25 protein-coding genes are annotated in these 26,441 nt (G+C 49.0%); 6 read left to right on the top strand and 19 right to left on the bottom strand.

All coding sequences use genetic code 11. The annotated features are described in order from the left end of the window. Positions 1-220 precede the first annotated feature (220 nt). Positions 221-1,402 carry a lipid A deacylase LpxR family protein gene (locus D0B88_RS09355; RefSeq protein ID WP_151056725.1) on the top strand — a complete coding sequence of 394 codons (1,182 nt, stop codon included), beginning with the start codon at positions 221-223 and terminating at the stop codon, positions 1,400-1,402. 20 nt (positions 1,403-1,422) lie between these two features. Here the strand turns inward: D0B88_RS09355 and D0B88_RS09350 are convergent, their stop codons facing one another. From D0B88_RS09350 to D0B88_RS09270, 17 genes are all read right to left on the bottom strand, one after another. Then, positions 1,423-2,694, bottom strand: a complete 1,272-nt coding sequence (locus D0B88_RS09350; RefSeq protein WP_225318624.1) for a hypothetical protein — start codon at positions 2,692-2,694, stop codon at positions 1,423-1,425. 614 nt (positions 2,695-3,308) lie between these two features. Further along, the gene (locus tag D0B88_RS09345) at positions 3,309-4,031 is read right to left on the bottom strand and encodes a YbgF trimerization domain-containing protein (RefSeq protein WP_225318623.1); all 723 of its coding nucleotides are present in this window, start codon (positions 4,029-4,031) and stop codon (positions 3,309-3,311) included. A gap of 14 nt (positions 4,032-4,045) precedes the next feature. Continuing rightward, on the bottom strand, positions 4,046-4,510 hold the full coding sequence (gene pal, locus D0B88_RS09340; protein ID WP_007644123.1) for a peptidoglycan-associated lipoprotein Pal: 465 nt from the start codon (positions 4,508-4,510) through the stop codon (positions 4,046-4,048). 45 nt (positions 4,511-4,555) lie between these two features. Beyond that, positions 4,556-5,836, bottom strand: coding sequence for a Tol-Pal system beta propeller repeat protein TolB (tolB, locus tag D0B88_RS09335; RefSeq protein WP_151056721.1), 1,281 nt, complete (start codon positions 5,834-5,836; stop codon positions 4,556-4,558). Continuing rightward, positions 5,833-6,675 carry a cell envelope integrity protein TolA gene (tolA, locus tag D0B88_RS09330; RefSeq protein WP_007644126.1) on the bottom strand — a complete coding sequence of 281 codons (843 nt, stop codon included), beginning with the start codon at positions 6,673-6,675 and terminating at the stop codon, positions 5,833-5,835. Before tolA ends, tolB begins: the two co-directional genes overlap by 4 nt. 7 nt (positions 6,676-6,682) lie before the next feature. After that, on the bottom strand, positions 6,683-7,111 hold the full coding sequence (gene tolR / locus D0B88_RS09325) for a protein TolR (RefSeq protein WP_151056719.1): 429 nt from the start codon (positions 7,109-7,111) through the stop codon (positions 6,683-6,685). 36 nt (positions 7,112-7,147) lie between these two features. After that, positions 7,148-7,834 (bottom strand): protein TolQ, encoded by a 687-nt coding sequence (gene tolQ / locus D0B88_RS09320; RefSeq protein WP_040392784.1) that lies wholly within the window; start codon positions 7,832-7,834, stop codon positions 7,148-7,150. A gap of 93 nt (positions 7,835-7,927) precedes the next feature. Further along, positions 7,928-8,953 (bottom strand): Holliday junction branch migration DNA helicase RuvB, encoded by a 1,026-nt coding sequence (gene ruvB, locus D0B88_RS09315; protein ID WP_151056717.1) that lies wholly within the window; start codon positions 8,951-8,953, stop codon positions 7,928-7,930. A gap of 21 nt (positions 8,954-8,974) precedes the next feature. Next, complete coding sequence (gene ruvA / locus D0B88_RS09310) at positions 8,975-9,589, bottom strand: Holliday junction branch migration protein RuvA (protein WP_151056715.1); 615 nt, start codon at positions 9,587-9,589, stop codon at positions 8,975-8,977. A gap of 51 nt (positions 9,590-9,640) precedes the next feature. Further along, complete coding sequence (gene ruvC / locus D0B88_RS09305) at positions 9,641-10,162, bottom strand: crossover junction endodeoxyribonuclease RuvC (protein WP_007644136.1); 522 nt, start codon at positions 10,160-10,162, stop codon at positions 9,641-9,643. A gap of 68 nt (positions 10,163-10,230) precedes the next feature. After that, positions 10,231-10,839: a helix-turn-helix domain-containing protein gene (locus tag D0B88_RS09300; protein WP_191966551.1), complete on the bottom strand. Its 609-nt coding sequence runs from the start codon at positions 10,837-10,839 to the stop codon at positions 10,231-10,233. A 112-nt stretch (positions 10,840-10,951) separates the two neighbouring features. Beyond that, complete coding sequence (locus D0B88_RS09295) at positions 10,952-11,695, bottom strand: YebC/PmpR family DNA-binding transcriptional regulator (RefSeq protein WP_151056711.1); 744 nt, start codon at positions 11,693-11,695, stop codon at positions 10,952-10,954. An 82-nt stretch (positions 11,696-11,777) separates the two neighbouring features. Then, on the bottom strand, positions 11,778-13,583 hold the full coding sequence (gene aspS / locus D0B88_RS09290; RefSeq protein ID WP_151056709.1) for an aspartate--tRNA ligase: 1,806 nt from the start codon (positions 13,581-13,583) through the stop codon (positions 11,778-11,780). A gap of 98 nt (positions 13,584-13,681) precedes the next feature. Beyond that, positions 13,682-13,927 carry an FmdB family zinc ribbon protein gene (locus D0B88_RS09285; RefSeq protein ID WP_007644144.1) on the bottom strand — a complete coding sequence of 82 codons (246 nt, stop codon included), beginning with the start codon at positions 13,925-13,927 and terminating at the stop codon, positions 13,682-13,684. 181 nt (positions 13,928-14,108) lie between these two features. Then, complete coding sequence (gene mtgA / locus D0B88_RS09280) at positions 14,109-14,801, bottom strand: monofunctional biosynthetic peptidoglycan transglycosylase (protein WP_151056707.1); 693 nt, start codon at positions 14,799-14,801, stop codon at positions 14,109-14,111. A gap of 6 nt (positions 14,802-14,807) precedes the next feature. Then, positions 14,808-15,305: a DUF4124 domain-containing protein gene (locus D0B88_RS09275; RefSeq protein ID WP_151056705.1), complete on the bottom strand. Its 498-nt coding sequence runs from the start codon at positions 15,303-15,305 to the stop codon at positions 14,808-14,810. A gap of 62 nt (positions 15,306-15,367) precedes the next feature. After that, positions 15,368-15,682: a Rieske (2Fe-2S) protein gene (locus D0B88_RS09270; RefSeq protein WP_151056703.1), complete on the bottom strand. Its 315-nt coding sequence runs from the start codon at positions 15,680-15,682 to the stop codon at positions 15,368-15,370. A 191-nt stretch (positions 15,683-15,873) separates the two neighbouring features. On the opposite strand from D0B88_RS09270, the gene D0B88_RS09265 reads away from it, so the two are divergent. Beyond that, positions 15,874-17,208, top strand: a complete 1,335-nt coding sequence (locus tag D0B88_RS09265; protein WP_007644148.1) for a flavohemoglobin expression-modulating QEGLA motif protein — start codon at positions 15,874-15,876, stop codon at positions 17,206-17,208. A 16-nt stretch (positions 17,209-17,224) separates the two neighbouring features. After that, entirely contained in the window at positions 17,225-17,611 is a 387-nt protein-coding gene (locus D0B88_RS09260) for a hypothetical protein (RefSeq protein WP_151056701.1), read from the top strand. A gap of 22 nt (positions 17,612-17,633) precedes the next feature. Here the strand turns inward: D0B88_RS09260 and D0B88_RS09255 are convergent, their stop codons facing one another. Then, positions 17,634-18,011: a hypothetical protein gene (locus D0B88_RS09255; protein ID WP_151056699.1), complete on the bottom strand. Its 378-nt coding sequence runs from the start codon at positions 18,009-18,011 to the stop codon at positions 17,634-17,636. Between the two features lie 439 nt (positions 18,012-18,450). On the opposite strand from D0B88_RS09255, the gene D0B88_RS09250 reads away from it, so the two are divergent. Further along, a complete protein-coding gene (locus tag D0B88_RS09250; protein WP_225318622.1) occupies positions 18,451-20,382 on the top strand; it encodes a di-heme-cytochrome C peroxidase in 1,932 nt (643 codons plus the stop codon). 253 nt (positions 20,383-20,635) lie between these two features. After that, positions 20,636-22,951, top strand: coding sequence for a membrane protein (locus D0B88_RS09245; RefSeq protein ID WP_007644153.1), 2,316 nt, complete (start codon positions 20,636-20,638; stop codon positions 22,949-22,951). A 96-nt stretch (positions 22,952-23,047) separates the two neighbouring features. Here D0B88_RS09245 and tilS read toward each other — a convergent pair whose 3' ends face one another. Further along, the gene (gene tilS, locus D0B88_RS09240) at positions 23,048-24,343 is read right to left on the bottom strand and encodes a tRNA lysidine(34) synthetase TilS (protein WP_151056698.1); all 1,296 of its coding nucleotides are present in this window, start codon (positions 24,341-24,343) and stop codon (positions 23,048-23,050) included. 171 nt (positions 24,344-24,514) lie between these two features. Between tilS and D0B88_RS09235 the strand changes: the two genes are divergently transcribed. Beyond that, complete coding sequence (locus D0B88_RS09235) at positions 24,515-26,428, top strand: S9 family peptidase (RefSeq protein WP_151056696.1); 1,914 nt, start codon at positions 24,515-24,517, stop codon at positions 26,426-26,428. The last annotated feature ends 13 nt before the right edge of the window (positions 26,429-26,441 follow it).

Below are 26,441 nucleotides of genomic sequence, written 5' to 3'. Positions count from 1 at the left end.
AACAGGCGTAAAACTCGCCTGCTCATCAAAGCTATAACAAAAGCGTTGTAAGAGTGCTTTTGTCTTCATAAGAATAAGATGACCAGTCAGCTTTTTAACTAATGAGGCAAAGCTTCAATTTAGGCGATTTTTTTCGCCTATTTTTTGGCGCAAAAAGAAGACGACTGGTCACTTAATTGATACTAATTTAAATACAGGTAACAAAAAGAAGGAGTTACCAATGAATACTCGCCCCGGTACACAAGCACACCATAAATCATTGGTGTTGGTTCAAGCTGTTGTAATTCAGCTAATTGCACTCAGTCTTTTAATCAGTATTAGCAGTTTCGCCGATGCTAAAACTGATGACTACTTGCGCTCACAACAGCCCGAATGGTTGAAGCTCGCATCCGTAGTTGAGGATGAAAAGCGCCCGCTGCTTCAGCTAGACAACCCTGACATCAACAGCCATCGAAGCTGGGCTTTTGCATTTGACAATGATTTTTTAGTACCCGGTCACAGAGATCAGGACTATACCTATGGCCTGAACTTTACCCAAACGGGTCAATTAGTTGCAGAGAGCAAGTTGGGATTGAACAACTTATTAACCAATATCGATAACTGGCTCGGCAATAAACATGCGTCAATCAGCCAGCAAGAGATTACCAGTCGTGAGATAGGTGCTTTTGGTTTCACTCCAGAAGACATAGCTGTCTTCATTGCAAACCCCGAGGATCGCCCCTACGCAAGTTTGGTGTATCTATCAAATACACGGGAACAAATTGACTTGGTGGAGAATGTCGCGTGGAAAAGCACACTGACCCTTGGCGTTCTTGGACTCGACGTGGTCGGAGAATTGCAAAACCATGTACACAAAGCAGTAGCCGGCAAACAGGCACAGGGTTGGGACAATCAAATCAGTGACGGTGGTGAATTAACCGGTCGTTATGTGCTGGCGCGCCAACAATATTTTGACCAGCTGTCGGATAAGGTTGAGATCAAAAGCACTATTCAAGGATCTATAGGTTACCTGACAGAAGCAAGCTGGGGGCTCAGTTTGCGTGCGGGTCGCATTCACAGCCCTTGGTCATCATTTAACCCTGAATTGGCAAGTTATGGGGAGAAGTCGTCTTATTCAAGCAGTGCAAAAGCAGTTAATGAACGTTATTTCTGGACCGGATTCACCATCAAGGCTCGCGCTTATAACGCATTTTTACAAGGACAATTTCGCAACAGTGCGGTCACGTACGAACACAGTCAATTGCGCCCTTTACTAGTGGAGGCTTGGGCCGGTTACACTTTTGCATTTCAAAATGGTTATCGAATCAGCTATGTAATACGTGGACACAGCTCGGAAATTAAATACGGTGCAGGTGATCGCAGCTTGGTGTGGGGCGGAATTATTGTTGCGCGCAGTATTTAAGACTGCGCACAACAAATCAATCACTTCAATAATGGCGAGTTCAGTGCATTGATATCAGAACCGACAAGCTTTTCAGTTGCCGCGCGTAAATCATCAAAAGAAACTTTGCGTTTTTCCATTAATTGGCGAGTGACATCATCCAAGTCATATTTTTTATTACTGCGTTTTTTTATCTCCTTATCGAGCTCATCGAACAGCACCACTGCTCTTGCAGTTACCGGCCCAGTCGATTTACTTTTACGCAAATGTTTTACTTCAGCACCCCATTTCTCCAGACCTTTTATAATTCTTGTGCGACGCGCTTTAGTCATACCATCGGCACGGTAAAGTAATTCAAATGAATAGAACTCTGCCAGACCTTCTGCAATCCAGTCATCATTAGCCGTATCAGTTTCCATTCCAGTAATTCGCGTGACCATATGCGTTAGCTCATGCAATAAAGGACTTGTGCCATTTTCACTAACAAGCGGCCTATCCGAATGTAAGAACAACGAATTGGACGCAGACAGTCCGCCTCGCCACATTGGATCTGCGGCGCCTACAACCAAGAGTTTTTCTGGCGTTTCCCCGAAGGCTTTTGCAACCTCAGGCCATACAAAATTAAAAAATACTAACGCATCCATACGCCTAAAATTTTCACCTTTGGGGCCACTCACAGCGATCGCTGTTTTGGAAATACTAGCGCGACGGGAGCCTATATCGCCCGCAATTATCCAACCAACAGGGCGATCAAATCGTCGCTCCGGATTATCAATTTTAAAAATATTACCCTTTTTCCGCGGCCATCCAGTTTCAACACTTTTCCATGAATCGGGAAGAATGAACTCAAGTGTCGCAGCAGCATGCGCACCTAGCGCCTCAAATGTATGAATAGCTGGAATCAAATCATCACCGCGAAACAATGCCCACTCTTTAGTTACTCGAGCATCGAATTTACCGGGACTACGCTCATGTGTCAGTTTCACAAAATAAGTTAATCGTGCATTGCCCGAAGGTAACTCCCAGGTAACACGTTTATCTTTTAATGTTAATTTCCCGGTACCGCGAATATCGGAATAGATCGCATGGTTATTTGAAAATTGTATTTTCTTGAGTAGCTCACCCTTATCGACGCTAATTAAAACTGAAGCCCCCTCTCTCTCAGGTTCCAAAGTCACTTGATAGCGAAGTTTATATTCAAGCGCGGAATCGCCATCACTTGCAGCATTGGCAACAGAATTAACCGTAGCAAGCAAACTCCAAAGGACAACCAACGAAAAATACCTTAACGGTATTAAAAATGGTGAAGTCATGTATTGAACCCCCATAAGCCTAAAACACAGTGCAAAAAAACATTCATGCACTTTACCCGAATCAGATTACTCAGCCTAACAAAAACAACCTTAACAGAGACCTAATTGATTACACGACTGTCAGTTTATGCCGACTTGCTCTGTAGTCATTTTCCTACAAACATTTGCGAGATTTGTGACTATTTCGAACCTCAACCTAAGGGCATAATGATTTCACAGGGAAGAGAGAAGGGAGTCGTAAGTCAAAAAGGAAATCGTTTGCAGGATGCAAACAAATACCAGTTGATGGAATCAGCTCACACGGATGATAAAGGATTAATGTCACTACAAGGAGTAACTGACTGAGCACGGGGTAGGCTATGGATAAAGCTGAAGTCCCACCAACTCATCCACTACAGGAAGGAGTCACAGAAGTAGCAATGGACAGTGGAATTGAGCTTTCAGCAGGAGGCTGAGGCAAACGAGAGGGAACGTTTGCTGCAGTTCAATACTGGATACACAATGGGGATTTCCGAAAGGAAATCCCCTTTCTTTTAGAGGGATAAATTAAACAATTGATTGACAGACAAAGCTATAAATTAGGAGAACGCTGATATTTTATAGCTATTAATATTTTAAAAGTTATCACTAATAAATTTTGAGGCCAATCTGGCAGCATCGGTGTTCCCAGCGGCAAGCTGACTTAATAACGACTTAGCTTTAACCTTATCACCCATCAGGAAATATACCTTTCCTAAATCCAATTGGGCATCAGGTACTTTTGCAGCGGAAGGAAAATTTGCGATCAAATCCGTGAACCAGGATTTTGCTTGAGGATAATCTTTTTTTAGCATTGCGATTTTACCAAGCCAATAATGACTATTACTTGCAAAATCACCGCTAGGAAAACGGGTTAAGTGATCCTTGAACGCACTTTCTGCACCAGTAAAATCTTTTTGATTCAATAAATCATAAGCTGCTTTATAAACATCAGCTTCACTGGCATTGTCATCAACAACAGAGGCAGAGGGCGAAACAAGAGGCTCATCCGAAGGGGCTGGTGCAGCTGATTGCGAACCACCGGATATCCGACGATCCAAATCAATATAATTATCCAGCTGTAATTGCTTGAGCTGCTTAAGCTCATAGGCTTGCTCTTCAACAAGGCCACGCAAGGTAGCTATTTCTTCTTGCAGAGAGCGAATTTGAGAGTAAACGTCAGATTCAGCGGAGGCAGGCATATTGGGTTGAGCCACCCCAGAGCCAAAGCCCTGAGGTGAAGACTCAACAACCCGTACTTGTGCCTGTAGGACTGGAGCCGAAGCTATTAAGGCAACAGCAATCAGATTTTTAAGCATACGGGTTTAGACTCTTAGTACTTAACTTCTACGCGACGGTTTTGAGCCCAAGAGGCTTCATCACTACCGGTAGCAGCTGGTTGTTCTTCTCCGAAGCTTACAACTTCCAGAGAAGAACCGTTAACGCCTTGAGTCACGAGGAAATCGCGAACAGCGTTAGCACGTTTTTCGCCCAGAGCCATGTTGTATTCACGCGAACCGCGCTCATCAGCGTGACCTTCCAAACGCACAGCAACTGAAGCACCTTTCAGTTTGTCAGCATGAGCCAACAAAACAGCACGGCTTTCAGCGGTCAAAGCGTATTGATCGAAGTCAAAGTAAACAACATTTGACAAAGTAGCTTCTGTAGCGCTGGTGTCAGTTACTGCAGTACCAGTAGTTGGAGCTTCGGTAGTTGCGTTGTCGCTGCTTGAACAGCCAACCAGGAAAGACATAACAACAGCCAAAGTAAGACCTTGCTTGATTGCCTTGGTGATCATGTGTGTGTAACTCCAATGAAGTTTTGATCTAGTTTGAACGGGGATTTAGTTAAAGAATGGCGACCATGCGGGTTCCCGCACATCACCCTGTTTTGGGGGCTGGAGGATTTTGACACGCGCATCCAAGGACACGGCCGCCAATACTCCTTTACCACCAGAACGAGTCGCATACATCAGCATAGCGCCATTGGGCGCTATAGTAGGTGATTCATCAAGGTTTGTCTCGGACAAAATACGTAAATTTCCAGATTTTATATCCTGTGCAGCAATATGATGTGTAGTACCTGGGCGCTTGTTTAACATAACAAGGCTTTTGCCGTCAGGAGAAACCCGTGCACGTGCATTATAGTCACCATCAAAGGTAACTCGCTCCTGCTGCATACTAGCCAAATGAACCTGATAAATTTGTGGCTTACCACCTCTGTCCGAAGTAAAAAAGAGTGACGCGCCATCCGCCGACCAACTAGGTTCATGATCGATTGCAAAATGATTAGTTACCCGCGTCAATTGTCGGGTTAGCACATTCATTACGTAGATTTCGGGATTACCATCTTTTGATAAAGCCATTGCCAACTTTTGGCCATCAGGCGACCACGCAGGAGCACCATTTAAACCTCGGAAATTGGTCATTTGTTGACGCCGGCCAGTTGCTATGTCTTGAATATAAATTGCGGGTTTATTGTCTGCCTCAAAGGATACATAGGCGACGCGCTGACCATTAGGTGACCATACAGGGGATAACAAGGGAAAGCGCGACTCAAGTAACAACCTAGAACGAAACCCATCAATATCGGAAATCATCAGTCGATACTTTTGCGGTTGCTTGAATGCCTCTACATAAATTAATTTAGTGGAAAAAATACCGCGGATTCCAGTGATAGTTTCATAAACCTTGTCGCTGATATGATGCGCCATATCACGCAATTGGGCAGAAGAACCATCTACCGTCAGCTTGGCAAATACGCGTTTTTGCTGCACCACATCGAATAACTCATAACTTGCGTAATAACGGCCTGCCTGTTGAGTGACAGAGCCAATTAACAAGTATTCTGCCCCTAATGCCTTCCAATCGCGATAGTGAACTTCTGTTTCAGCGCGAGGGAACGATAACATACGCTCGGGTGAGGTAGCCTCAAACTGTCCTGAAAACTCCAGATCATTACCAACAATTTTGGCGATATCTTCAGGTAATTTTCCACCCGCCCATGCAAAAGGGACCACAGCAATTTTTGTGGGATTATCCACTCCCTTAGTAACACGCAAATTTAATTGTGCTTGGGCTAAGCCAGTCACAAAAATAAGACACAGCAATAAATAACGTTTCACGACCTTAAGTCCTCTGGGCTGAATGTAAATCTGAATACACGAAAATACTTTTCAAAAATGTCAGGGGGAATCTGCATAGCCTCTGTGAAACGATCAACCCTTTTCACAGCCTGTTCCGCCGAGCGGTCAAAAGCGGGATCACCACTACTCCTGACAACACGCAAACCAGTCACGATACCGTTAGGAAGCATATTTACTTCCAACACCACCTCAAGACCGTTTCTTGCAGAGGGTGGGCGACTCCAATTTTGCTGTACACGCTCAATCAGCATTTCTTCATAGCTTTTAGTATTGGCATCATCATTAGTATCACTAATGTGCTTTGCTTCCTTCTGCAAAGCTGCCTGAACTCGTCGCTGCTCCTCCTGAGCTTCTTGTTCGCGCTTGGTCTTTTTAGCTGCCTCTGCTTTTTGTTTAGCTAATTCATCTGCCTTGCGTTTTTTTTCTGCCGCTTCCTTTTCTGCTTTCGCTTTTGCGATTTTTGCCTGTTCCTCTTTAACTTTTTGCTGTTTTACCTTTTCTGCTTCTGCAGCTTTCGCCTCCTGCTCTTTTTTCTGCTGCACGAGAGCCTCAGCTTCTTTACGGCGCTGCTCATCCTGTTTTTTGTTGTTTTTTAAATCTTCATAAGCCTTTGAGTCCAATACTTGCTCTTTGGTTTGTTGCGGTGCCGCTTTTGCCTTTGGCTTCAGATCAACCAAAGTAGCTGTGACATAATGGGGCTTATAGGGTTCCGGTTCTTTTTTAAAAAAGTTCCAATCACCTAAAAATAAAACCAACAACAATGTGTGCAGCGAGACACTTAGAAATACGGGAAGTGAAAATGATTTTTCCAGTCTCATAAAAAACCTAACGCGGAGGCTCCGTAATCAAACCCACCGAAGGTGCTCCTGCCAACTTCAACTCACCCATCAAGGTAACAACGACACCATACTCAACTTTTTTATCACCTTGAACAAAAACCAGAGTGTTGGGTTTTTCCGCCAGAACCTTGCTGACAATAGACTTGATTTCGGCAAGTGGGCGGGCCTGTTCTGGATCACCACCCAAATCGATGTAATAACTACCATCAGCCTTTACGGATACCGTAATTGGCTCGTCATCTTTTGACTCAACTGGTTCTGATGCAGCCTGTGGCAATTCAACTTTTATCCCCTGAGTCATCATGGGTGCGGCAATCATAAAAACAATCAGCAATACCAACATGACGTCAATAAGCGGAACCACATTGATTTCCGCCTTAAGTTTCTTTTTTACCGGTGGACCAAATCCAGACATGTTTTTAACCTGTTAACCAATCAACGTGACGCAGTATTATTTACTGTGAACCTGGCGATGCAGAATGGCTGAAAATTCTTCAGCAAAGGTTTGATAATTACTCATCAAATTTTCAGCGCGTGCCGAGAATTTGTTGTAAGCCAAGACCGCCGGAATTGCGGCAAACAACCCCATCGCGGTGGCGATCAATGCTTCGGCAATACCAGGGGCAACGGTTGCAAGACTAGGCTGACCAGCATTAGCGATATTTAGGAAGGACACCATAATGCCCCACACAGTACCAAACAAACCAATATAGGGGCTAACTGAAGCCACGCTGGCAAGGAATGGCAGATTCTCCTCCAGTTTTTCATGTTCGCGGGCAAGTGCAACGCGCATGGCACGCATCGAGCCCTCCATAATTGCATCCGAGTCGGCGCCAGCCTGCTGACGCAAACGAGTAAACTCTTTAAACCCGGCGCGAAAAATACTTTCAATACTCTCTACCGCTTCATTGCGGCTATTACCTTGGCGATAGAGTTGATTCAAATCGATACCAGACCAAAATTGCTTTTCAAAATACACAAACGCGGCAGATGCTTTGCGTTGGTATACCTCGCGCTGAAAAATCATGACCCAGGAAATGACTGATGCCAAAAATAGAATCACCATCACCATTTGCACTAAAAAACTGGCCTCAAGCATGAGGTGCAGGATCGACAGACTTTGATTAGCTTCCGACATAAATATGTTTAACTCTTACTGGTTCAACTGGGAAAAAAACAGGGGCCATCATAGCCTAAAGTACGCTGAAATACTCATGACTGGATAAGAGCTTTATTCCGCACTGTCTTGCAATCGTTTAGGTACCGGCACACCAAAATAAAGGTAAGCATTGTTGGTCAAAATACGACCGCGCGGTGTGCGCGCCATAAACCCCTGCTGAATAAGGTAAGGCTCTATTACATCCTCGATAGTTCCGCGATCCTCGCTAATTGCGGCAGCAAGACTTTCTACACCAACAGGACCACCATCAAAATTGTGCATCATTGCGGCCAATAAGCGACGATCCATATGGTCGAAACCACGCTCATCCACGTTGAGCATATTGAGTGCACTGTCAGCCATTTTTGCAGTGACAGTCCCATCGCCCTTCATTTCGGCAAAATCGCGCACGCGGCGCAACAATCGGTTCGCAATTCGTGGAGTTCCACGCGAGCGTTTAGCCACTTCGGCTGCACCTTCAATATCCATTTGTACACCCAAAAGTGCAGATGAACGCGCCACGATATGCGTCAAATCGGCGACATTATAAAACTCCAAACGCTGAACAATACCAAAACGATCGCGTAAGGGTGAGGTCAATAAACCTGCCCGTGTAGTGGCTCCCACCAGCGTAAATTGCGGCAAATCCAGTTTAATCGAACGTGCGGCAGGCCCCTCGCCAATCATGATATCCAGCTGGAAATCCTCCATCGCCGGGTAGAGTATCTCTTCCACCACCGGACTCAAACGGTGAATCTCATCGATAAACAGCACATCGCCTGGCTCAAGGTTGGTAAGCAGTGCCGCCAAATCGCCCGCCTTTTCCAGCACTGGGCCGGAGGTGCTTTTGAGCGAGACATTCATCTCGTTGGCGATAATATTGGCAAGCGTGGTTTTACCTAGTCCAGGCGGACCAAATACCAGTGTGTGATCCAATGCCTCGCCGCGTTTTTTTGCGGCGCCGATAAAAATTTCCATCTGCTCCCGCACAGCGGGCTGCCCCACATAATCCGTCAAGGACTTGGGGCGCACTGTGCGATCCAAGTGATCCTCGCGCTCTTTGGCAACAGGGGCTATCAGGCGATCGGTTTCAATCATCGTTATTTAACCTGCTAAAAATTATCCAGCGATAGCGCGCAGCGACATACGAATTAACTCTTCGCTGGTTGCATCAGGCTTCTGTTTGGCCGCCAGGGAAACCATTTTCGCGGCATCAGCGGGTTTGTAACCTAGAGCAATCAAGGCGCTTTCAGCTTCGGCAAAGATATCGTTATCCGTCGCAATACTTTGGATCTCACTATGCGCAAGCAAATCATTTTGCGGCATATCCCAATTTTTCAGGCGATCGCGCAACTCAATGACCAAACGCTCGGCCGTCTTTTTGCCAATTCCAGGGACTTTCGTCAACGCGGTAATATTATCGTCACGCACACAGCGGGCAATATCATCCGCCTCCATACCCGACAAAATAGAAATGGCCAATTTAGGGCCAACACCATTCACTTTTATGAGCGTGCGAAATAGCGAGCGATCACGCTGCTCAGCAAACCCAAATAACTGGTGCAAATTTTCAGTGATGGATAAGTGGGTATGCAACACTACATCCTGACCAATCGCAGGCAGGCGATAAAAAGTCGTCATAGGTGCTTGCAACTCATACCCCACTCCCTGCACATCCAAGAGCAAATAAGGAGGCTGTTTTTCCACTAATGTTCCACGCAAGCGTCCAATCATAATGCTTCTCTTCTAATGACTTGTTTGTATTCTCGATTCAATAGACAAATGTTAAACAATGCGTCCACGACGGAAACTGGACGAGCCCGCCATACGAATTAAGTGATCGCGAGTATTGGCATGGCAAAGGGCTACAGCCAATGCATCGGCCGCATCTTCTTGCGGTGCGGCGGGCAAGCGCAACAATGTTTTCACCATATGCTGCACCTGCAGTTTATCGGCCGCACCATTACCCACTACGGATTGTTTCACTTTGCGCGCCTCATACTCTGAAACCGGTACATTTAGCGCGGTAGCGGCAACAATCGCTGCGCCACGTGCCTGTCCCAGCTTCAATGCAGATGACGCATTTTTGGCCATAAACACCTGCTCGATCGCCATTTCCTGTGGGCAATATTGCTCAATGATGTGGGTCAGAGAATCGAAGATGACTTTGAGGCGTGCGGGCAATTCATCCGTATCCTTCATACGAATAACGCCGCTGGTGATGTATTCCTGCTTGCTACCGATGACATTAATAATGCCAAATCCGGTTTTGCGGGAGCCGGGGTCTATACCGAGGATAAGCGCCATAGGTTGTATCTATATACAGTAGTTATGGCGCAGTGTTGCATGCAATATCTGTAGGTGCAAGGGTGAAATTAAAAATCAGATTTAAAGCTCAGCTGCAACCGACCGCTGGAATGGGTATCCACATGGATTGCGGCCAATTCGTTATCCGCAATCAGGATGGAGGGGGACGAAATCAATAGGTAATCGCCATCAATGAAATCATATATTTCTGTCGACAACAGCAACCCCTGATTGTGGCGAACAGCTGTTAAAAGCAAGCGAAATTGCTGATTAAACCTTACCTCGCTCTGCGCCCCCAGCTCATTCAGGAATTGCATTTCACCCTCGGTACTGGCACCAGATTCTGCCTTTACCGATAAATTAATCATCACCTGTTCAGCTGCTGCTGTTGACCACCACCCCAGAGAAACGATTAATGAGGTAAGAATTCCCACCAACCCCCACCAGCGGCTATTACTGGTGTGCCGAGTGGAGCTTGAATTTGATTGTATTAATAAGTCGGCCAAGTCCATATCCAATGCACTCGCCAACGCCATGGCAGACTCTTTGGCTGCAATACCATTGCGCTCTATGCGTTGCACTGTACGCATACTCAAGCTGGCAACTTCGGCGAGCTGATTTTGAGTCCAGGCACGCTGTTCGCGCTGCCGACGGAGTAACTTATGATTGATTTTCATATCCATGACACTTGCCTCGCTTTGATTAAAAGCCGCCAGATTTCGCTATATCTATCGTTTTGTATACGACAGCAATACGACATGGCGACTTTGTGTACCAAGGAGATACGAGTTAACCAATCTGCTCCATAATTTCTTCGGCAATATCCGCATTGGTATAGACGTTTTGCACATCATCCAAATCTTCGAGTGCGTCAATCAAGGCAAGAATTTTTTCGGCGGCCTCTTTGTCGAGATTGACTGTGAGCGAGGGAATCTGGGTAATTTCAGCCGAGACTGGGGTTAACCCAGCGCTGGCGAGCGCATCTTTTACGCGGAAAAAATCCTCGAAGGCTGTCATCACATCGGCCGAGCCGTCATCATTAATCACCACATCATCAGCACCCGCTTCGAGTGCAGCTTCCATCAAAGCGTCTTCGTTGATACCGGGCTCAAAACTGATTTGGCCTTTGCGCGCAAATAGGTAGGCAACAGAACCGCTAGTGCCGAGATTGCCGCCCTTTTTGTCAAACGCATGACGAACATCACCTGCGGTACGGTTGCGATTATCAGTCATGCACTCAACGATAAAGGCGACACCGTTTACACCGTAGCCTTCATAAGTCAGCTCTTCGTAAGCATCGGATTCGTTGGTGCCGGCACCGCGGGCTATAGCGCGTTCGACCACGTCTTTTTTGAGATTGTTTAAGTAAGCTTTTTCAACCGCCGCGCGCAGGCGCGGGTTGTCGGCGGGATTCGCTCCACCTTTGGCAGCGACGGTTAATTCGCGGATAATTTTGGTGAATATTTTTGTACGCTTGGCGTCCTGACGCGCCTTGCGGTGTTTCATGTTTGCCCATTTGGAATGTCCGGCCATTGCACAGCTCCAACTTGCAGATTATTAACATGGGGGAATAAAAAAGGGCGGGCAATGCCCACCCTTTTCAGATCAACAAAAGTTACATGCCGTATTCGGGGGCATCTTCGGCAACTACTGCTTTTTCTTTCTTGCGCAAGCGGATGTGCAGATCCCGCAATTGCAGTTCGTCTACCGTGCCAGGTGCATCTGTCATCACACAGGCAGCGCTTTGAGTTTTGGGGAAAGCGATAACGTCACGGATTGAGCTTGCGCCCACCATCAACATAATCAGACGATCCAAACCGAACGCCAAACCGCCGTGTGGTGGTGCGCCGTAGGCAAGTGCGTCGAGCAGGAAGCCAAACTTTTCGCGTTGCTCTTCCGGTGAAATACCAAGGATTTTAAATACCGCTTGTTGCATGGTCGATGAGTGGATACGCACCGAACCACCACCCAACTCAGTACCGTTCAGTACCAAATCGTAAGCACGGGACAAGGCCGCGCCTGGGTTTGCAACCAACTCTTCTGGAGTACAGCTGGGTGAAGTGAACGGGTGGTGAATGGATGTCCAGCCGCCTTTGTCATCCTCTTCAAACATCGGGAAATCAACCACCCAAAGTGGAGCCCACTGCGTGGTGTACAACTCAAGATCTGCACCCAGTTTGCAGCGCAGTGCACCCAAGGCTTCGGTGACTACTTTATGTTTGTCAGCGCCGAAGAAAATCAGGTCGCCGTTTTCAGCACCAACGCGATCCAAAATGGCCGCGCGCACTGGCACTGGCAAATTTTTCACGATGGGTGATTGCAAACCTTCTTCCAGATCAGACTTGTCGTTGACCTTGATGTACGCCAAACCTTTAGCGCCGTAGATACCAACAAACTTGGTGTAATCGTCGATTTGTTTACGGGTCAACTTCTCATTACCGCCGGGAACTTTCAGTGCAGTAACGCGGGATTTTGGATCATTAGCTGGACCGGCGAAGACTTTGAAATCCACTTCGGTAACCAGGTCTTTGATATCAACCAGCTCCAACGGGATACGCATGTCCGGCTTGTCTGAACCGTATTTGGCAATCGCTTCCGAGAACGGCATGTGATTGATTGCGGCAAACTCTACGCCAAGCAAATCTTTGAACAATTCGCGAAACATGCCTTCGGTAATTTGCATGATCTGGTCTTGCGACATGAATGAGGTTTCGATGTCGATCTGGGTAAATTCCGGCTGACGGTCAGCACGCAAGTCTTCGTCGCGGAAGCACTTGGCGATTTGGTAGTAGCGGTCATAACCAGCCACCATCAACAGCTGCTTGAACAACTGGGGCGATTGCGGCAGCGCAAAGAATTTACCGTCGTGAGTACGCGATGGCACCAAGTAATCGCGCGCACCTTCTGGCGTAGCGCGAGTCAGGATTGGAGTCTCAACATCGAGGAAGCCGTTGCGGTCCAGATAGTTGCGGATCACGCTGGTCACTTTGCTGCGGAAACGCAGGTTTTTCTGCATTTCAGTGCGGCGCAAATCGAGGAAGCGATACTTCAAACGGGTCTCTTCACCCACGTTGGAGTATGAATCCAATGGGAAAGGCATGGTTTCCGCTTCGTTCAGAATAGTCAGCGCAGTACCGTAAACTTCGATCTCGCCAGTTGCCATATTCGGGTTAACGGTGGACGGCGCACGGGCACGCACTTTGCCAGTCAATTGCAATACGTATTCGCCGCGCACTTTATCCGCCAGGGCAAAATTCTCTTTTGCATCCGGATCGAACACCACTTGCACAATACCTTCGCGGTCGCGCAGGTCGATAAAGATCACACCACCGTGATCACGACGACGATCAACCCATCCACAGAGGGTCACTTCTTGATCGATAAACGAGGCATTTAAAGCGCCACAGTATTGGCTGCGCATAGCGAGTTCCTGATGTTTATAAGTAAAGTATTTGTATGAAAGTGTTCTATGAACCTTGGGGGCGACATCTGTCGCCCCCAAGGTTAAGCTTGACCGGTTTAGCTGGCAGCAGTTGTCCCAGAGCCAGAACTGCCCGCATCGCCAGCGATATTCTTTTTCTTGCCCGATTTAAAATCGGTCTCGTACCAGCCGCCGCCCGACAAGCGGAAACCAGCGGCTGAAATTTGTTTTTTGAGGCTGGATTTGCCGCAGGCGGGACAATCCACCAAGGGGGCATCACTCAACTTTTGCAGGGCTTCAAGGTTATGGCTGCAAGATTCACATTGGTATTCATAAATAGGCACGTCTATCACCTCGGTTACAACAAGATAGTTACAACAATTAGCTAAACAGGATACCAAGACCCCAAAAGGGTCGCGATTGTAACGCAAAACCCGTGCGGCGAGAACCGCACCATACAAGAACGGCGCAAGAACCGCGCGCCGGCAAATATGGTTGCGGGTGTACGAATTTAAAGGGGGCAGCTTAGGGAATCTGCGAATTACGCATCCGCGCCTGCACGCGAGAGGCATGCCGGATCACCCATGCGGGCATGGCTTTTTCATATTGACGGGGATTGGGCAACATAACCGCCATGCGCGCCGCTGCCGATGGCCCTATCTGCGATGCAGGAACACGATAGTAATGACGCGCGGCTGCTTCAGCACCAAACACGCCATTGCCCCACTCCACCACATTTAAATACACCTCCAAAATGCGGCGCTTATCCCACAGCAGCTCAATCATGAGTGCGATAACCGCCTCCTGCCCTTTGCGCAGGTAAGAGCGAGACGGTGATAAAAACAAGTTTTTAGCAAGCTGCTGGGTAATGGATGACCCCCCGGCGACGGATTTGCCTTTGCGTTGATTCTTTTTCAGCGCCTGTTCTATCCCGCGCAAATCAAAACCTTGATGCTGCATAAAACGGTCATCTTCTGCGGCCACTACTGCGCGTTTGAGATGGGAGGATATGTGCGAATAATCTACCCATTGATGTTTCAACTCTGCCTTGGAATTTTGCTCGCGCAGCTCATCCAGCCGAATCGACATAAAACTCGTCGCACCCGGATTCACCCATTTCCACACAAGAATATGGGCGAAAAACCATAACTGATAGGCCAACACCAATAAGATTAGCCATTTGAGAACTCGCCAAGTGGTGCGCCAGAATATTTTCATTGCGGGCTATTGCGCCTGCTCCTGTTGTTGTACGCGCTGTTTCATTGCTTCGGCCGCGGCGCGAGCTTTTTCCAGCGGCGATGAGGTATCGGTAGCCACTTGTTCGGATGTGGGTTCGGGCTTAGACCAACCGGAAGACTCGGGCGCAGAAATGGCATTGCGCGTATCGACTTCAATTTGCTCGGCGTCACTGGCGAGGGGTTTATCACCAAAATGTACTTGGCCGTTTGCATCCGTCCATTTATAGACTTTGGTGGGCGCAGGTGTTTCCGGCTTAGATACCTTGTCAGACACGCTTTCCATGGCTTCTTTGGCATCGGCTGCCAACTGATTCGGTGACAACTTATCGGACAGCAACTCACGCAGATCGGCTAGCCAATCATCGCCCATACGCGCATGCATATCGCGCAGCGGCATCTGCCCGGTTTTGAGATAAACCAAATAATTGCCAATGCCGATCATCAATACCAGCACCACCAGGGATTTCATAATTAAACGCGCCATAGCTTTCCTTGTAGTGAATAACTCATTGTTTTGTGGTTAATAATTTATTGTTGCTTAAAAACTCAGTAAGAACTTGCTTCAACCCCAAGCATGTTCCCTTCATAAATTAGCGGGATAAATTGCAATCGCTGACTGCACGTGGGATTAGCGGAGCGCCCGCTACTCAAATCAAACTCCATGCCATGCAGGGGGCAGCGGATCGCATTGCCAGTACACGTTGCATAGGTGAGCGCAGCACCAGCATGGGGGCAGCTATTTTTGATCAACAGGGTTTTGCCGTTCTCCTGCAGTAACAGTAGCGGCTGGCCATCCAGTGTAAAGGCTTTGCGGTAACCATCGTAAAGCTGATGTAATTTTTCCAGCGCCACAAACGGCATAAACCCATTCCTCTGTTAGCTAACCAACGTTAAACCCTGTGCATTTTGGCGATTTATCCACCGCTATGCCAGAGGTGTCGTGGCGAGGTATAAATACTCGCCACAAATCACCTGCAAACGGCTAGAATGCGCGCCGTTCCAAAGCCGTCTGCGCCCGGCACCTGGCTGCCCCCTTTTGTGGCATTCCGACTATGACCGATTCACTTTATCTGGAGCGATTGAAACAACTTTCAACGCGCCTGGTCTCCCTGCAAAAACCCATTCGTATCCTCGATGCCATCAAGTGGCCAGCAGGAATCGAACAGCGTTTTCGTGCCGAACAAGGTAGAGAACTGCCTGGATTGGAGGCGGATTTTTATCAGCGCCAAGCACTGGCATTTGATCCACGCAATGTCAGTCAACTACTGAAAGAATTGAAAAGCGATGTGCGTCGCCAATTGGGGCACCATGATGCGCTGGGCAAAATCCTGCAGGCCACCATTGATCAATACCAAATTGTGATTGAGCTGTTGCGCGCGCGCGGCACCCAACAGTTCGGCCATTTCAGCAAACAACTCTACGGTTCGGCGAGTGACAATATTCGCGGCGATCGCAAAACCCTGCGCCAAATGGGTGAGCGTTTGTGCCATATTTTTTCGCTGCCAGCCGTCGAGCACCTAAACCGCCCTTACACCAATCACATCAATGCTGAAGATGCAGTCACTATGCTCAGCGGGCGCATGCGTGATTATTTTGGCGCCGGTGAAGTGCGAGTGCAGATAAGCGATGACATAGTGTCCGACGCGTCTGCCGGTGGCGACTGCATTAAAATTAATCGCCGCTCGCTGTTTTCCGAGCTGGATATCCAGGTGCTGGAAGTGCATGAAGGTTGGGTTCACATCGGCACCACCCTGAACGGCCGTGAACAGCCTTGGGCAACCTGGCTAAGTGTTGGATCGCCGCGAATTACTGCAATTCAGGAAGGCATGGCTGTACTGCTGGAAACGCTGACCTTCAGCTCTTTTCCGCAGCGTGCACGACGCATTAGCGACCGGGTTGTCGCGGTGGATTTAGCCGAGCAAGGCGCCGATTTTTGCGAAGTCTATCGCTACTTTTTAGAGCGCGGCATTAGTGAGCACGACAGCTATCGCGTCACCCAACGCGTGTTTCGCGGCGGCACCTTAACCGGCGGCTCGGTGTTCACCAAAGATATTTCCTACGTAAAAGGATTTGTTGAAAACGTAAACTTTATTCGCAGCGCGATTCAATCCGGTGTACCGGAAATTATCCCAATGCTGTTTGTCGGCAAAGTCACACTGGATGATTTACCGCTGCTCTATGAACGCTATTTGGATGGGGTGATTGTCGCTCCAAAACATTTGCCACCGATGTTTAAAAACCTGAACGGGCTGTATGTTTGGTTTGGATTTTCGAGCAGCATGTCAGAGATGAATATTGCGCGCGTGCAACAGCACTTTAATAAATTGTTTCAACAACTACCCTCGGCAACACCTATTCACCAAAATACCGATGCAGAATTGGATTGAGTTAAATTAGTTGATCATGACCTACTACAAAGTTGTACTTTCCGGCGAAGATATTTTTTTTGAAAATGCTTCACGCATTGATAACGACAATGCTGAACCAGTGATTGGTTTTATCAGTTGCAAACCTATCAGTGCAGAGACTCCGGCGTTAGCGCTAGCCATCGCCAAACGCGATTTATTAGTGCACTGGAACCACAGTTTTAATTTTGATCGCAAGATGGGTATGCCCACATTAACTCTCGAATATATGGGCGAAATGCGTGGCTGGCTTAAACCTAAAAGTAGTCAGGACTATTACTGGTTTACTAACGAGGAGCACAAGCAGACATTATTGGCGCAACTAACCCAGCTGCCGCGCCAACGCTTGTGGCGCAAAGAGACGCCGATAACCATTGATACTTAAGCGTAGTTTCCAAACAACCAGCTCAAGCGATCGCAGCGGGAGCAGGCTCAATAACGTCTAATAAAGCAGCACGCAGTACCGGTGAGACAATTTCTTCACTGCGCGCTGAAAGCGGTGAATTACCCACCCACTCAAAACGCCAGCGATACAAATGAAGGCCATCCGCTGTTTCACGCACTTCCACTAATTCAAAACGGCGCGCATCCAACTCAAAACGCTCGCGCAATTGAAACGCAAAGGGTTCAGCATTTTTTCCGACGAAACTGGAAGCATGTTGGGTAGGCGCGGCCACCATTACGTAATCGCGGCCTTGAAATTGCAGATGACAAACGCTCAGACTTACCGGTTGCCCAAGGCGGTTATTTAACACTGTATCGACAAAAAAAGAGTTCATCACCATAAAAGATCCCGCTGCGTTCTTATGGTTTTCCGCCACAACGACGTTGGCCGAAAACTGGTTGATTATTCGCCACCCGGTTCTAATAAAAGCGTCCCTCTACGCGGCGAGGCGGCAGTCTACGCACAATTTGTTACAGTTCAAGCAAAAGCTTGCTGTCACACCACCCCGTTCACACCCGCAAAGATTTTGTTACTTTATTGCCAGATTCTTGGTAGCAGCAGTGACAAATTCACCTCACCGCTTTCGCCCGTCTGGGTACAATCTGATAAAGTTCTTAGCTAAGGCTGTTGGAATACTGAATAGTTCCTTAACCATAAGGCCTTTTTAGCGATTCTTTTGCGTGTGTTTTTTGCTCTTACCCATTCACTTTTTATTGCACGTTTTTCCACAACGACAGTTCACAACGACAGTTCACAACTACCATCAGGATTTGAAAGGAATGATCACGACCTTCACCAGTGCTTCTGCACGACTGTTATGGGGGGCAACCCTCGCTTTATTCACACTGCTTCAAGGTTGTAGTTATTTATCCCAAGGGGTTTTGGTTGATGGCGACCGCTACGCCAAAGCGACTACAACAGATAGCTTTGGCGATAGCGCCGAGCAGGTGGTTTACCCCGAACAAAACTGGAGCGCAGCCCAAAGCCTGTGGTTTTACAATGTCACTCAAGGCTCCAACCTGATCCCCTACGATATTTTCCTGCATCTGGAAGTATCTGACAGCGAACAATTATTCCGCAGCGATGAGCATATGAATCGCCTGCGTTACCTGCCCCAATCGGCCTCACTCGCCAACCCGGATGGACTGCCGGTGGGCTGGGTAAAAGATGAACATCTCGGCAAAAATTATATTGGCCTGACTTGCGCAGCTTGCCATACCAGCCAGATCAATTATCAGGGCGCAGCCATACGCATTGACGGTGGGGCAACGCTGGCAGATATGGAAAAGATGCTAAAGAGTTTGTCTGCCGCGCTGAATACCAGCCTCGACGAGCCAGCCAAATTTGAGCGGCTTGCGAAAAACGTATTAAAAGCCCGATATCCCGCCGATCAAGAAGCCCTTCGTGTGGAGCTGAGCGAGGTCGCCGCGCAAATCGCTCATTACAACCAGATCAATGAGCCGCGCCACGGCAATCAAAGCGTCGCTTATGGTTACGGGCGCCTCGATGCCTTTGGGCGCATTTACAACCGTATTCTCGCCCACCTCACCCCCAAAGAACCCAACTTCAATCCCGCCAGTGCACCAGTGAGCTACCCCTATTTATGGGATACCCCACAGCACGACTTTGTGCAGTGGAACGGTGTGGGAGATAACGAATTAGCAGGGCCATTGGGGCGCAATACGGGCGAAGCACTCGGTGTCTTTGCACAGTTTGATCTGGATAAAAAGCCAGGTGATCTGGGCTACCGCTCCTCAGTAGTAGTGCGCAACCTGACACGTATGGAGCGTCACCTTGAAAGTCTGTGGTCGCCCAGCTGGCAACAATTGGCCGAGCAAAATGTATTGCCTGCCATTAACCAGCATTTGGCCGAGCAAGGCAGGGAGATATTTATTGAATACCAGTGCCACACCTGTCATGAAGCCATTGACCGCACCGACCCCAAACGACGTGTGATATCTCAATTTGCCAGCCTGCAAACCATCGGTACTGATCCATACATGGCGATGAATGCACTCAACTACACTGGCAAAAGCGGCTACTTTGAAGGCGACAAAATCAAACCGCTCGATCCCCGCTCGCCGCGTTTTAGCGCCAATACGCCGGTCTTACCTGCCCTGAGTGCAGCAGTTGAGGGAGTTTTGCTGGAGCCGGATCACGATAAAACGTTTATCCGCCGCTGGGCGGAGAAACTCTATGACTTGGTGACTTCCATCGGCGATAACCCGATTAAAAAGACCGAGCGGCATCTGGACTTTGAAATCGTCAACAAAAACAACCCCGCCACACTCGCTGCTTACAAAGCGCGCCCGCTCAATGGCATTTGGGCTACAGCACCTTATTTACACAACGGCTCAGTGCCCAGCTTGTATGAACTGTTTATGCCCAGCTGCAGTGATGCTGAAATCATCAGTGGCAAAACCTGTCGCCCCAACAAATTTACGATAGGGGTGCGCGAACTGGACCCAGTAAAAGTAGGTATGGTAGGGCGTGACCCGGCGCAATACCCCGACTTGTTTGTGTTTGATACCAGCCTGCCTAGCAACTCCAATAAAGGTCATGAATATGCCGCTGGCGTGACGCCGGTATTTATTCTGGATGCACAGGGGCGCCCATTGAAGGATGCACAAGGCAAACCCAAAATGCGCCAGCTAAACCCTATCAACCATGCACAGCGTTTGGCACTGGTTGAATACCTGAAAACGCTTTAACCTGCCCTCCCGCTACATGGCGCCCGCACACTCACAGGGCGCCATTCACTCGCACAATTGCTAACAACTCACCCCACCCAAGTTCGTTAGATTTAACACCGCATAAAATCACTGAACCAATTGCCTGTTTTCACGGTCTCTATGCGGCTTCTATTTATTAAGCAGCCAAGCCTAAATGCGGGCGATTTGATTGACACCAAGCGCCGCGACACACAGAATCACCGACCAGTTTTAAACCTCAGGAACACGCTGAATGAATATTGATCGTTTATCCCCGCTATTACAGCGCACCACCCTGCTGCTCTCTCTCGCAGCCGGTTCATTTTTGCTCACTGCCTGTGGCGGCGGAAGCGACAACAAATCATCAGCCAGCAGCTCTTCTATTAGCAGCAGCTCATCACTGCGCAGCAGCTTTAGCAGTGCCTCCGTACCAGCCAATGGCTCAGGCATTTGGCCCAGCGTAAAAGTGGAAGCACAAAGCCCCAAAGTACTCACTTTTCAGTGGAGCGCGGTAGAAGGTGCAACCCACTACAAACTTTACAAACAAGACGCTGAAAACGGCGCAGTGCTGTTAGCTGACAACATCACCACCACCAGTGCCAGCGATGAAATTGGCGTACACATTCACGACTGGGTAAATACCCGTTATTGGGTGGATGCCTGTGTTGCGGACGACTGCAGCCAGCGCTCGGACATGACATTTACCGCCACCGAAATGATCAAAGCCATCGGCTATTTCAAAGCCTCCAATACCGGCTCATTTGACTGGTTCGGTTGGAGTATTACCCTCTCAAGCGATGGCATGACCATGGCGATTGGCGCGCCTGCAGAGGACAGTAAAGCGGTTGGTATTAATGGTGATCAAACCAACAACGAAATAGTAAATGCCGGTGCAGTTTATGTGTTTGTGAAAGAGGATGGGCTTTGGGTACAGCAGGCCTACCTCAAAGCGTCCAATACCGAGCAGCCTAATTTAAATGGCCTTCGCGTGCTGCCGAATGATCGTTTTGGTTACCGTGTGGCATTGTCTGACGACGGCAATACCTTGGCAGTATCGGCCTTATTGGAAGACAGCCCATCTTATGGCGTCAACTGTAATCAGGACAATTATGAACAGGTCATCAGCTCTGCCGCTTCCTCAGGCGGTACTGGTAATTTGCTGGCAGCAAGAACTCTTGATGTTGGAGCGGTCTACATCTTTACCCGCAGCGCAGGCACCTGGACACAAGATGCTTATGTAAAACCGATTTTCTCTACACTTCACGCCTTTGCCCAATCAGCGGTTGCGCTACGTTTTGGAGAATCGCTAGCACTTTCCGGTGATGGTAAAACCCTTGCGGTGGGCACGTCTGAGGACTTCATCAGTAGAAGCGGCGTTTTCAACTTTAACGCTTCAAGCAGTATGTCATCGCTGGCGTGTTTGGAGTTTTACCCCTCCAGCAGCTCATCTACCAGCAGCACCAGCAGTTCAAGCAGCAGCACTACTTCAAGCAGCTCTTCCGCCGGTAGCAGCTATCGCGGTGGCTCAGCTTCAGGTGCGATCTATACCTTCCGTTTAGGCGAGAATGGCTGGAAGGAAGAGTCCCATGTTAAAGCATCCAATGCGGAACAAAACGACGCCTTTGGTGTGAGCATTGCCCTGTCTACCGATGGCAATACCATGGTGGTTGGCGCAATCAGTGAAGATAGTAATGCAACCGGTGTTAATGGCGATCAATCCAAGAACTCTTGCTATTACTTCAACGAAGGCGCCTATGTGATTGACGCCGAGTGCGAAGAAGCGGGTCGCTACCAAGTGCGCGGCGTAATTGATAACGGTGCAGCTTATGTCTTTAAGCGCACAGCAGACTTGTGGAATCAGGAAGCCTACTTAAAACCTGCCAGCACTTATATGTACACTGCCTTTGGCACCAGCGTGGATGTTTCTGGCGATGGTAATACCCTGGTGATCGGTGCACCTGGTGATGCGAGCAAAGCAACAACTATTAATGGCGATGTCGCACAAGATATTGAATTTGCCAATACCGGCGCAGCCTATGTGTTTGCCAAGTCGGGCGAAAGTTGGTCGCAAGAAGCAATCGTTAAACCTTCAACACTAACCAAACACACTGGTATCAGTTTGGTAGCCGTTACCAGTGTGACTTACAGCATCCAGATAAACGGCGGTGGTCAATTTGGTAATAGTGTAAGCCTGTCTGACGACGGCAATATCCTGGCTGTGGGTTCATTCCGTGAAAGCAGCTACGCCACCGGTATTAATGGCGACGAAGGTGATACCAGCAAAGCGGATGCCGGCGCCGTGTTTGTATTCACCCGCAACAATACCGTTTGGTCACAAAAGAGTTATGTAAAAGCATCCAACCCTGATGCCAGTGATCGCTTTGGGTTGAATGTTGAACTCTCGGGCGACGGTAAAAATATGTTGGTTGGCGCGCACCGCGAATCGGGTCGTGGCTACACCTCCGTTGCTGCCTCCAGCGGCGCCAGTACCAGTTCAGCCGCTAGCAGTGCAGGTCTGGATCAGAGCGACAACAACCTCGAAGCCTCAGGTGCAGTCTATCTCTACTAAGTAATTAACTGCCCTTCGTAAAAACGGGATGCTGATGCATCCCGTTTTTATTGGTCAAGCGCCTGCAGGGCAACTCGTATGACTTGAATTGAGCGACTATTCCGCACCACCCGTCCACACCAATCGATAACCGGCTTCATCACACCCTGCCACAACCCCATCACAAACCCATAAATCCCCCACCGCTACCAGTTCATCGCCGCTATAGACCAGCGGCAACTGCTCGCGCAGCCAGGGTTCCAAACTGTATTCCTGCAACAATTTTTTCAGGGTTTGGGAGTGGTTGCGCCCGGCCGGTTTGCAGCGCTCGCCGCCCACCCGGGTGCGAATATGCAGATTGGGTAAACCCATTTTCAAACGGAGCGATTGATTGTCACTCGTCTCGATCAATGTCAGCGCCATTTCTGGTAATGGTACGGGCAGCAAATACAAACGCGCGCGAAAGACCCGCAGCGATACATCGCCCCAAGTCACATTGGCTTCGGCGTCCTCTCGCCCCTGTAACAACTGCGCCTGGATTTGCTGCCAATGATTTTGCTCAGGGGTGCTGCAACCGTCGCTGCGCAGCCAATAGCGCAGCAGGTTTTGCTGGCGCGCCGGCGCACACGCGCGCAAAAAAGCCAGATCAATACTCTGCCCGATGCGCGCGGCGCGCGGCGCAGCAGCGGCCAAATCCTCTTGCGCAATAGCCTCTAACAGCAACTCCTGTTCGGCACAAAGCTCAGCAGTCTGCTGCCATTTACGCATAAATCCCGGCCAGCGTATCGCCAGCAGCGGCAGTACCTGATTGCGCAGAAAGTTGCGGTCGTAAGCATCATCCTGATTGCTTTCATCCTCCACCCACTGCAGCTGATGTTCACGGGCATAGCTTTCCAATTGCGCGCGCGAAAAATTCAGCAGTGGTCGTACCAGCGTCGCTTGGCCCAAGGGGCGCTGTACAGCCATTGCTGCCAGCCCACGCGGGCCGGTACCGCGCAATAAGCGCAGCAGTAATGTCTCGGCTTGATCGTTGGCGTGATGGGCAGTGAGCAGAAAATCCCCCGCGCCCGCATAGCTCTCAAATACTGCGTAGCGCGCTGCGCGTGCGGCATCTTCTATACCTTTACCGCTGTTGATAACGCTGACTTTTTCTGCCGTAAATTCAATACCCAACTGCGCGCAAATTACTGCGCACCGAGCCTGCCACTGATCGGCATGGGGCGAAATTTGGTGGTTGATATGCAGCGCGCGAATAGTTACCGGCAACTGTAATTGCACTAGCGCATGCAGCAGCACGGTAGAATCCAACCCGCCGCTAAAACCCACCCAATAGACCGCGTCTGCGCTATTACCGCTATCCGGCAAATAAGCGCGCAGTGCTGCGGGCGAGAAAATAGGGGCAGAGGAAGTCATAGCAGTACCTGATTAATGCGCGCATTAAAGCCCAACGGTCACATAAATAAAACCCAACGCCCGGTAAATACCATCCACCTCAAGTAAATAAAAGGTCTGCCTTCCCCTGCCGGCATCCGGCGGGCAAAATGCCCCACTCCCACGCCCGTTATTAAATGGATTGCAGATGTTATGACCCAGCCCAGTTACGGCCATTGGCCATCACCTATCACCGCCGACTTGCTCACCAGTCAAGGTATACGCTTGAGCGACCCGCAAGCGGTGGGCGATACACTTTACTGGCTGGAAAGCCGCCCGCAGGAAAAAGGCCGCAGTGTGTTGGTGTGTGAAAAACAGGGCGAGCGCCGTGATTTACTGCCCGCCCCCCATAGCATTCGCACCCGCATTCAGGAATACGGCGGCGCGCCCTACCTGGCCACCGCCGATGTGATTTTTTATGTGCTGGATAGCGACCAACGCATTTACGCCTACGATTTACACACTCAAACCAGCCGTGCACTGACCCCGGAAGGCGCTTATCGCTACGCCGATTTTTGTATTGACTCAAAACGCAACCGCCTGCTGGCAATACGCGAGAATTGCAGCAGTGATAACCAGCATCCTACCAGTGAGATTATCGCTATCCCGCTGGATAATGTGCAGCTTGAGGTATTGGTTTCCGGCGCCGATTTTTATTCCAACCCGCGCTTGTCACCCAACGGCGAGCAACTCAGTTTTTTGCGCTGGTTTCACCCCCATATGCCCTGGGATAACACGGAGTGTGTTATCGCCCAATTAAATGCGCAGGGTGACATTATTAGGAGCGTGGCAATTGCCGGCGGAAATAATGAATCTATTTTTCAGCCGCAATGGTCACCGGCCGGCGAATTATTTTTTGTGTCGGATCGCAGCAACTGGTGGAATATTTATCGCTGGACGGGTGCAGAGGCCGAAGCCATTTGTGCACTCGATGCCGAATTCGCCACACCGCAATGGGTGTTTGGCATGAGCACTTACGGTTTTTTATCCGCGAGTGAAATTTTTTGCTGTTTTAGCCAGCAAGGCGTGTGGCAATTGGGCGTTATTAATATCGCGCAAAAAACCTTGCAGCAAATTGCACAACCCCTGCGCGATATTTCTGCTGTGTGTTGCCAAGCCATGAATAATGGAGACAGTGAAAACAAAGGCCAGGCTTATTTTCTCGGCGCAACGGTAACCCAGGGGGCGCAGCTGTGGTTTTATGAATCAGGACACTATCACTCAGGTGTTTGCGCGCCGCTACATAACACTCAATTTGCACTGGACAGTCGCTACCTCTCCCAAGCCGAAGCAATTACTTTTCCCACGCGCGATGGCGAAACTGCGCACGGATTTTTTTACGCTCCGACCAATGCCGACTATAAAATTGCGCCAGCTAATTTACCGCCGCTGTTGGTGATGTGTCATGGCGGCCCTACCGGCGCCACCGAGACCTCGCTTAATTTAAAAATCCAATTTTGGACCAGCCGCGGTTTTGCGGTGCTGGATGTGAATTATCGCGGCAGCACCGGTTACGGCAGAGCATATCGCGACCGGTTAAAAAATAATTGGGGCATCACCGATGTCATCGACGTGTGCAGCGGGGTGGATTATTTGGTGGCGCAGCAGCGCATCGACAAAAATAAAGTTGCCATTCGCGGCTCCAGCGCTGGCGGTTATACCGTGCTCGCCGCCCTGACTTTTGGCGATGTGTTTAAAGCCGGTACGAGTTTATACGGCATAGGCGATTTGGAAGCCCTCGCGCGCGACACCCATAAATTTGAGGCGCATTATTTGGATTCGCTGGTGGGTGAATACCCCGCGCAACAAAAGATTTATCGCGACCGCTCACCCATTTATCACATAGAACAACTCAATTGCCCGGTGATTTTTTTGCAGGGGCTGCAAGACAAAGTCGTACCACCGGCACAAGCAGAAGCCATGGTCGCTGCACTACAAGAAAAAGGCATAATGACCCGCTACGTAACCTTTGAAGAAGAGGGTCACGGCTTTCGCCAAGCGCACAATATGCAACGCGCACTCAATGAAGAGTTAGCGTTTTATCACACTGTTTTTAGTAACCATTGATTGTTGGAGAGAA

This window comes from Cellvibrio sp. KY-YJ-3, assembly GCF_008806955.1.
GTDB lineage: Bacteria > Pseudomonadota > Gammaproteobacteria > Pseudomonadales > Cellvibrionaceae > Cellvibrio.
The sequence above is the reverse complement of the archived record's forward strand: the minus strand, read 5'-3'. Positions and strand labels throughout refer to the sequence as shown.

Coding starts and splice junctions, on each gene's coding strand:
- D0B88_RS09355 (WP_151056725.1), top strand. CDS start 221: ATGAATACTCGCCCCGGTACACAAGCACACCATAAATCATTGGTGTTG.
- D0B88_RS09350 (WP_225318624.1), bottom strand. CDS start 2,694: ATGACTTCACCATTTTTAATACCGTTAAGGTATTTTTCGTTGGTTGTC.
- D0B88_RS09345 (WP_225318623.1), bottom strand. CDS start 4,031: ATGCTTAAAAATCTGATTGCTGTTGCCTTAATAGCTTCGGCTCCAGTC.
- pal (WP_007644123.1), bottom strand. CDS start 4,510: ATGATCACCAAGGCAATCAAGCAAGGTCTTACTTTGGCTGTTGTTATG.
- tolA (WP_007644126.1), bottom strand. CDS start 6,675: ATGAGACTGGAAAAATCATTTTCACTTCCCGTATTTCTAAGTGTCTCG.
- tolR (WP_151056719.1), bottom strand. CDS start 7,111: ATGTCTGGATTTGGTCCACCGGTAAAAAAGAAACTTAAGGCGGAAATC.
- tolQ (WP_040392784.1), bottom strand. CDS start 7,834: ATGTCGGAAGCTAATCAAAGTCTGTCGATCCTGCACCTCATGCTTGAG.
- ruvB (WP_151056717.1), bottom strand. CDS start 8,953: ATGATTGAAACCGATCGCCTGATAGCCCCTGTTGCCAAAGAGCGCGAG.
- ruvA (WP_151056715.1), bottom strand. CDS start 9,589: ATGATTGGACGCTTGCGTGGAACATTAGTGGAAAAACAGCCTCCTTAT.
- ruvC (WP_007644136.1), bottom strand. CDS start 10,162: ATGGCGCTTATCCTCGGTATAGACCCCGGCTCCCGCAAAACCGGATTT.
- D0B88_RS09300 (WP_191966551.1), bottom strand. CDS start 10,839: ATGAAAATCAATCATAAGTTACTCCGTCGGCAGCGCGAACAGCGTGCC.
- D0B88_RS09295 (WP_151056711.1), bottom strand. CDS start 11,695: ATGGCCGGACATTCCAAATGGGCAAACATGAAACACCGCAAGGCGCGT.
- aspS (WP_151056709.1), bottom strand. CDS start 13,583: ATGCGCAGCCAATACTGTGGCGCTTTAAATGCCTCGTTTATCGATCAA.
- mtgA (WP_151056707.1), bottom strand. CDS start 14,801: ATGAAAATATTCTGGCGCACCACTTGGCGAGTTCTCAAATGGCTAATC.
- D0B88_RS09275 (WP_151056705.1), bottom strand. CDS start 15,305: ATGGCGCGTTTAATTATGAAATCCCTGGTGGTGCTGGTATTGATGATC.
- D0B88_RS09270 (WP_151056703.1), bottom strand. CDS start 15,682: ATGCCGTTTGTGGCGCTGGAAAAATTACATCAGCTTTACGATGGTTAC.
- D0B88_RS09265 (WP_007644148.1), top strand. CDS start 15,874: ATGACCGATTCACTTTATCTGGAGCGATTGAAACAACTTTCAACGCGC.
- D0B88_RS09260 (WP_151056701.1), top strand. CDS start 17,225: ATGACCTACTACAAAGTTGTACTTTCCGGCGAAGATATTTTTTTTGAA.
- D0B88_RS09255 (WP_151056699.1), bottom strand. CDS start 18,011: ATGGTGATGAACTCTTTTTTTGTCGATACAGTGTTAAATAACCGCCTT.
- D0B88_RS09250 (WP_225318622.1), top strand. CDS start 18,451: ATGATCACGACCTTCACCAGTGCTTCTGCACGACTGTTATGGGGGGCA.
- D0B88_RS09245 (WP_007644153.1), top strand. CDS start 20,636: ATGAATATTGATCGTTTATCCCCGCTATTACAGCGCACCACCCTGCTG.
- tilS (WP_151056698.1), bottom strand. CDS start 24,343: ATGACTTCCTCTGCCCCTATTTTCTCGCCCGCAGCACTGCGCGCTTAT.
- D0B88_RS09235 (WP_151056696.1), top strand. CDS start 24,515: ATGACCCAGCCCAGTTACGGCCATTGGCCATCACCTATCACCGCCGAC.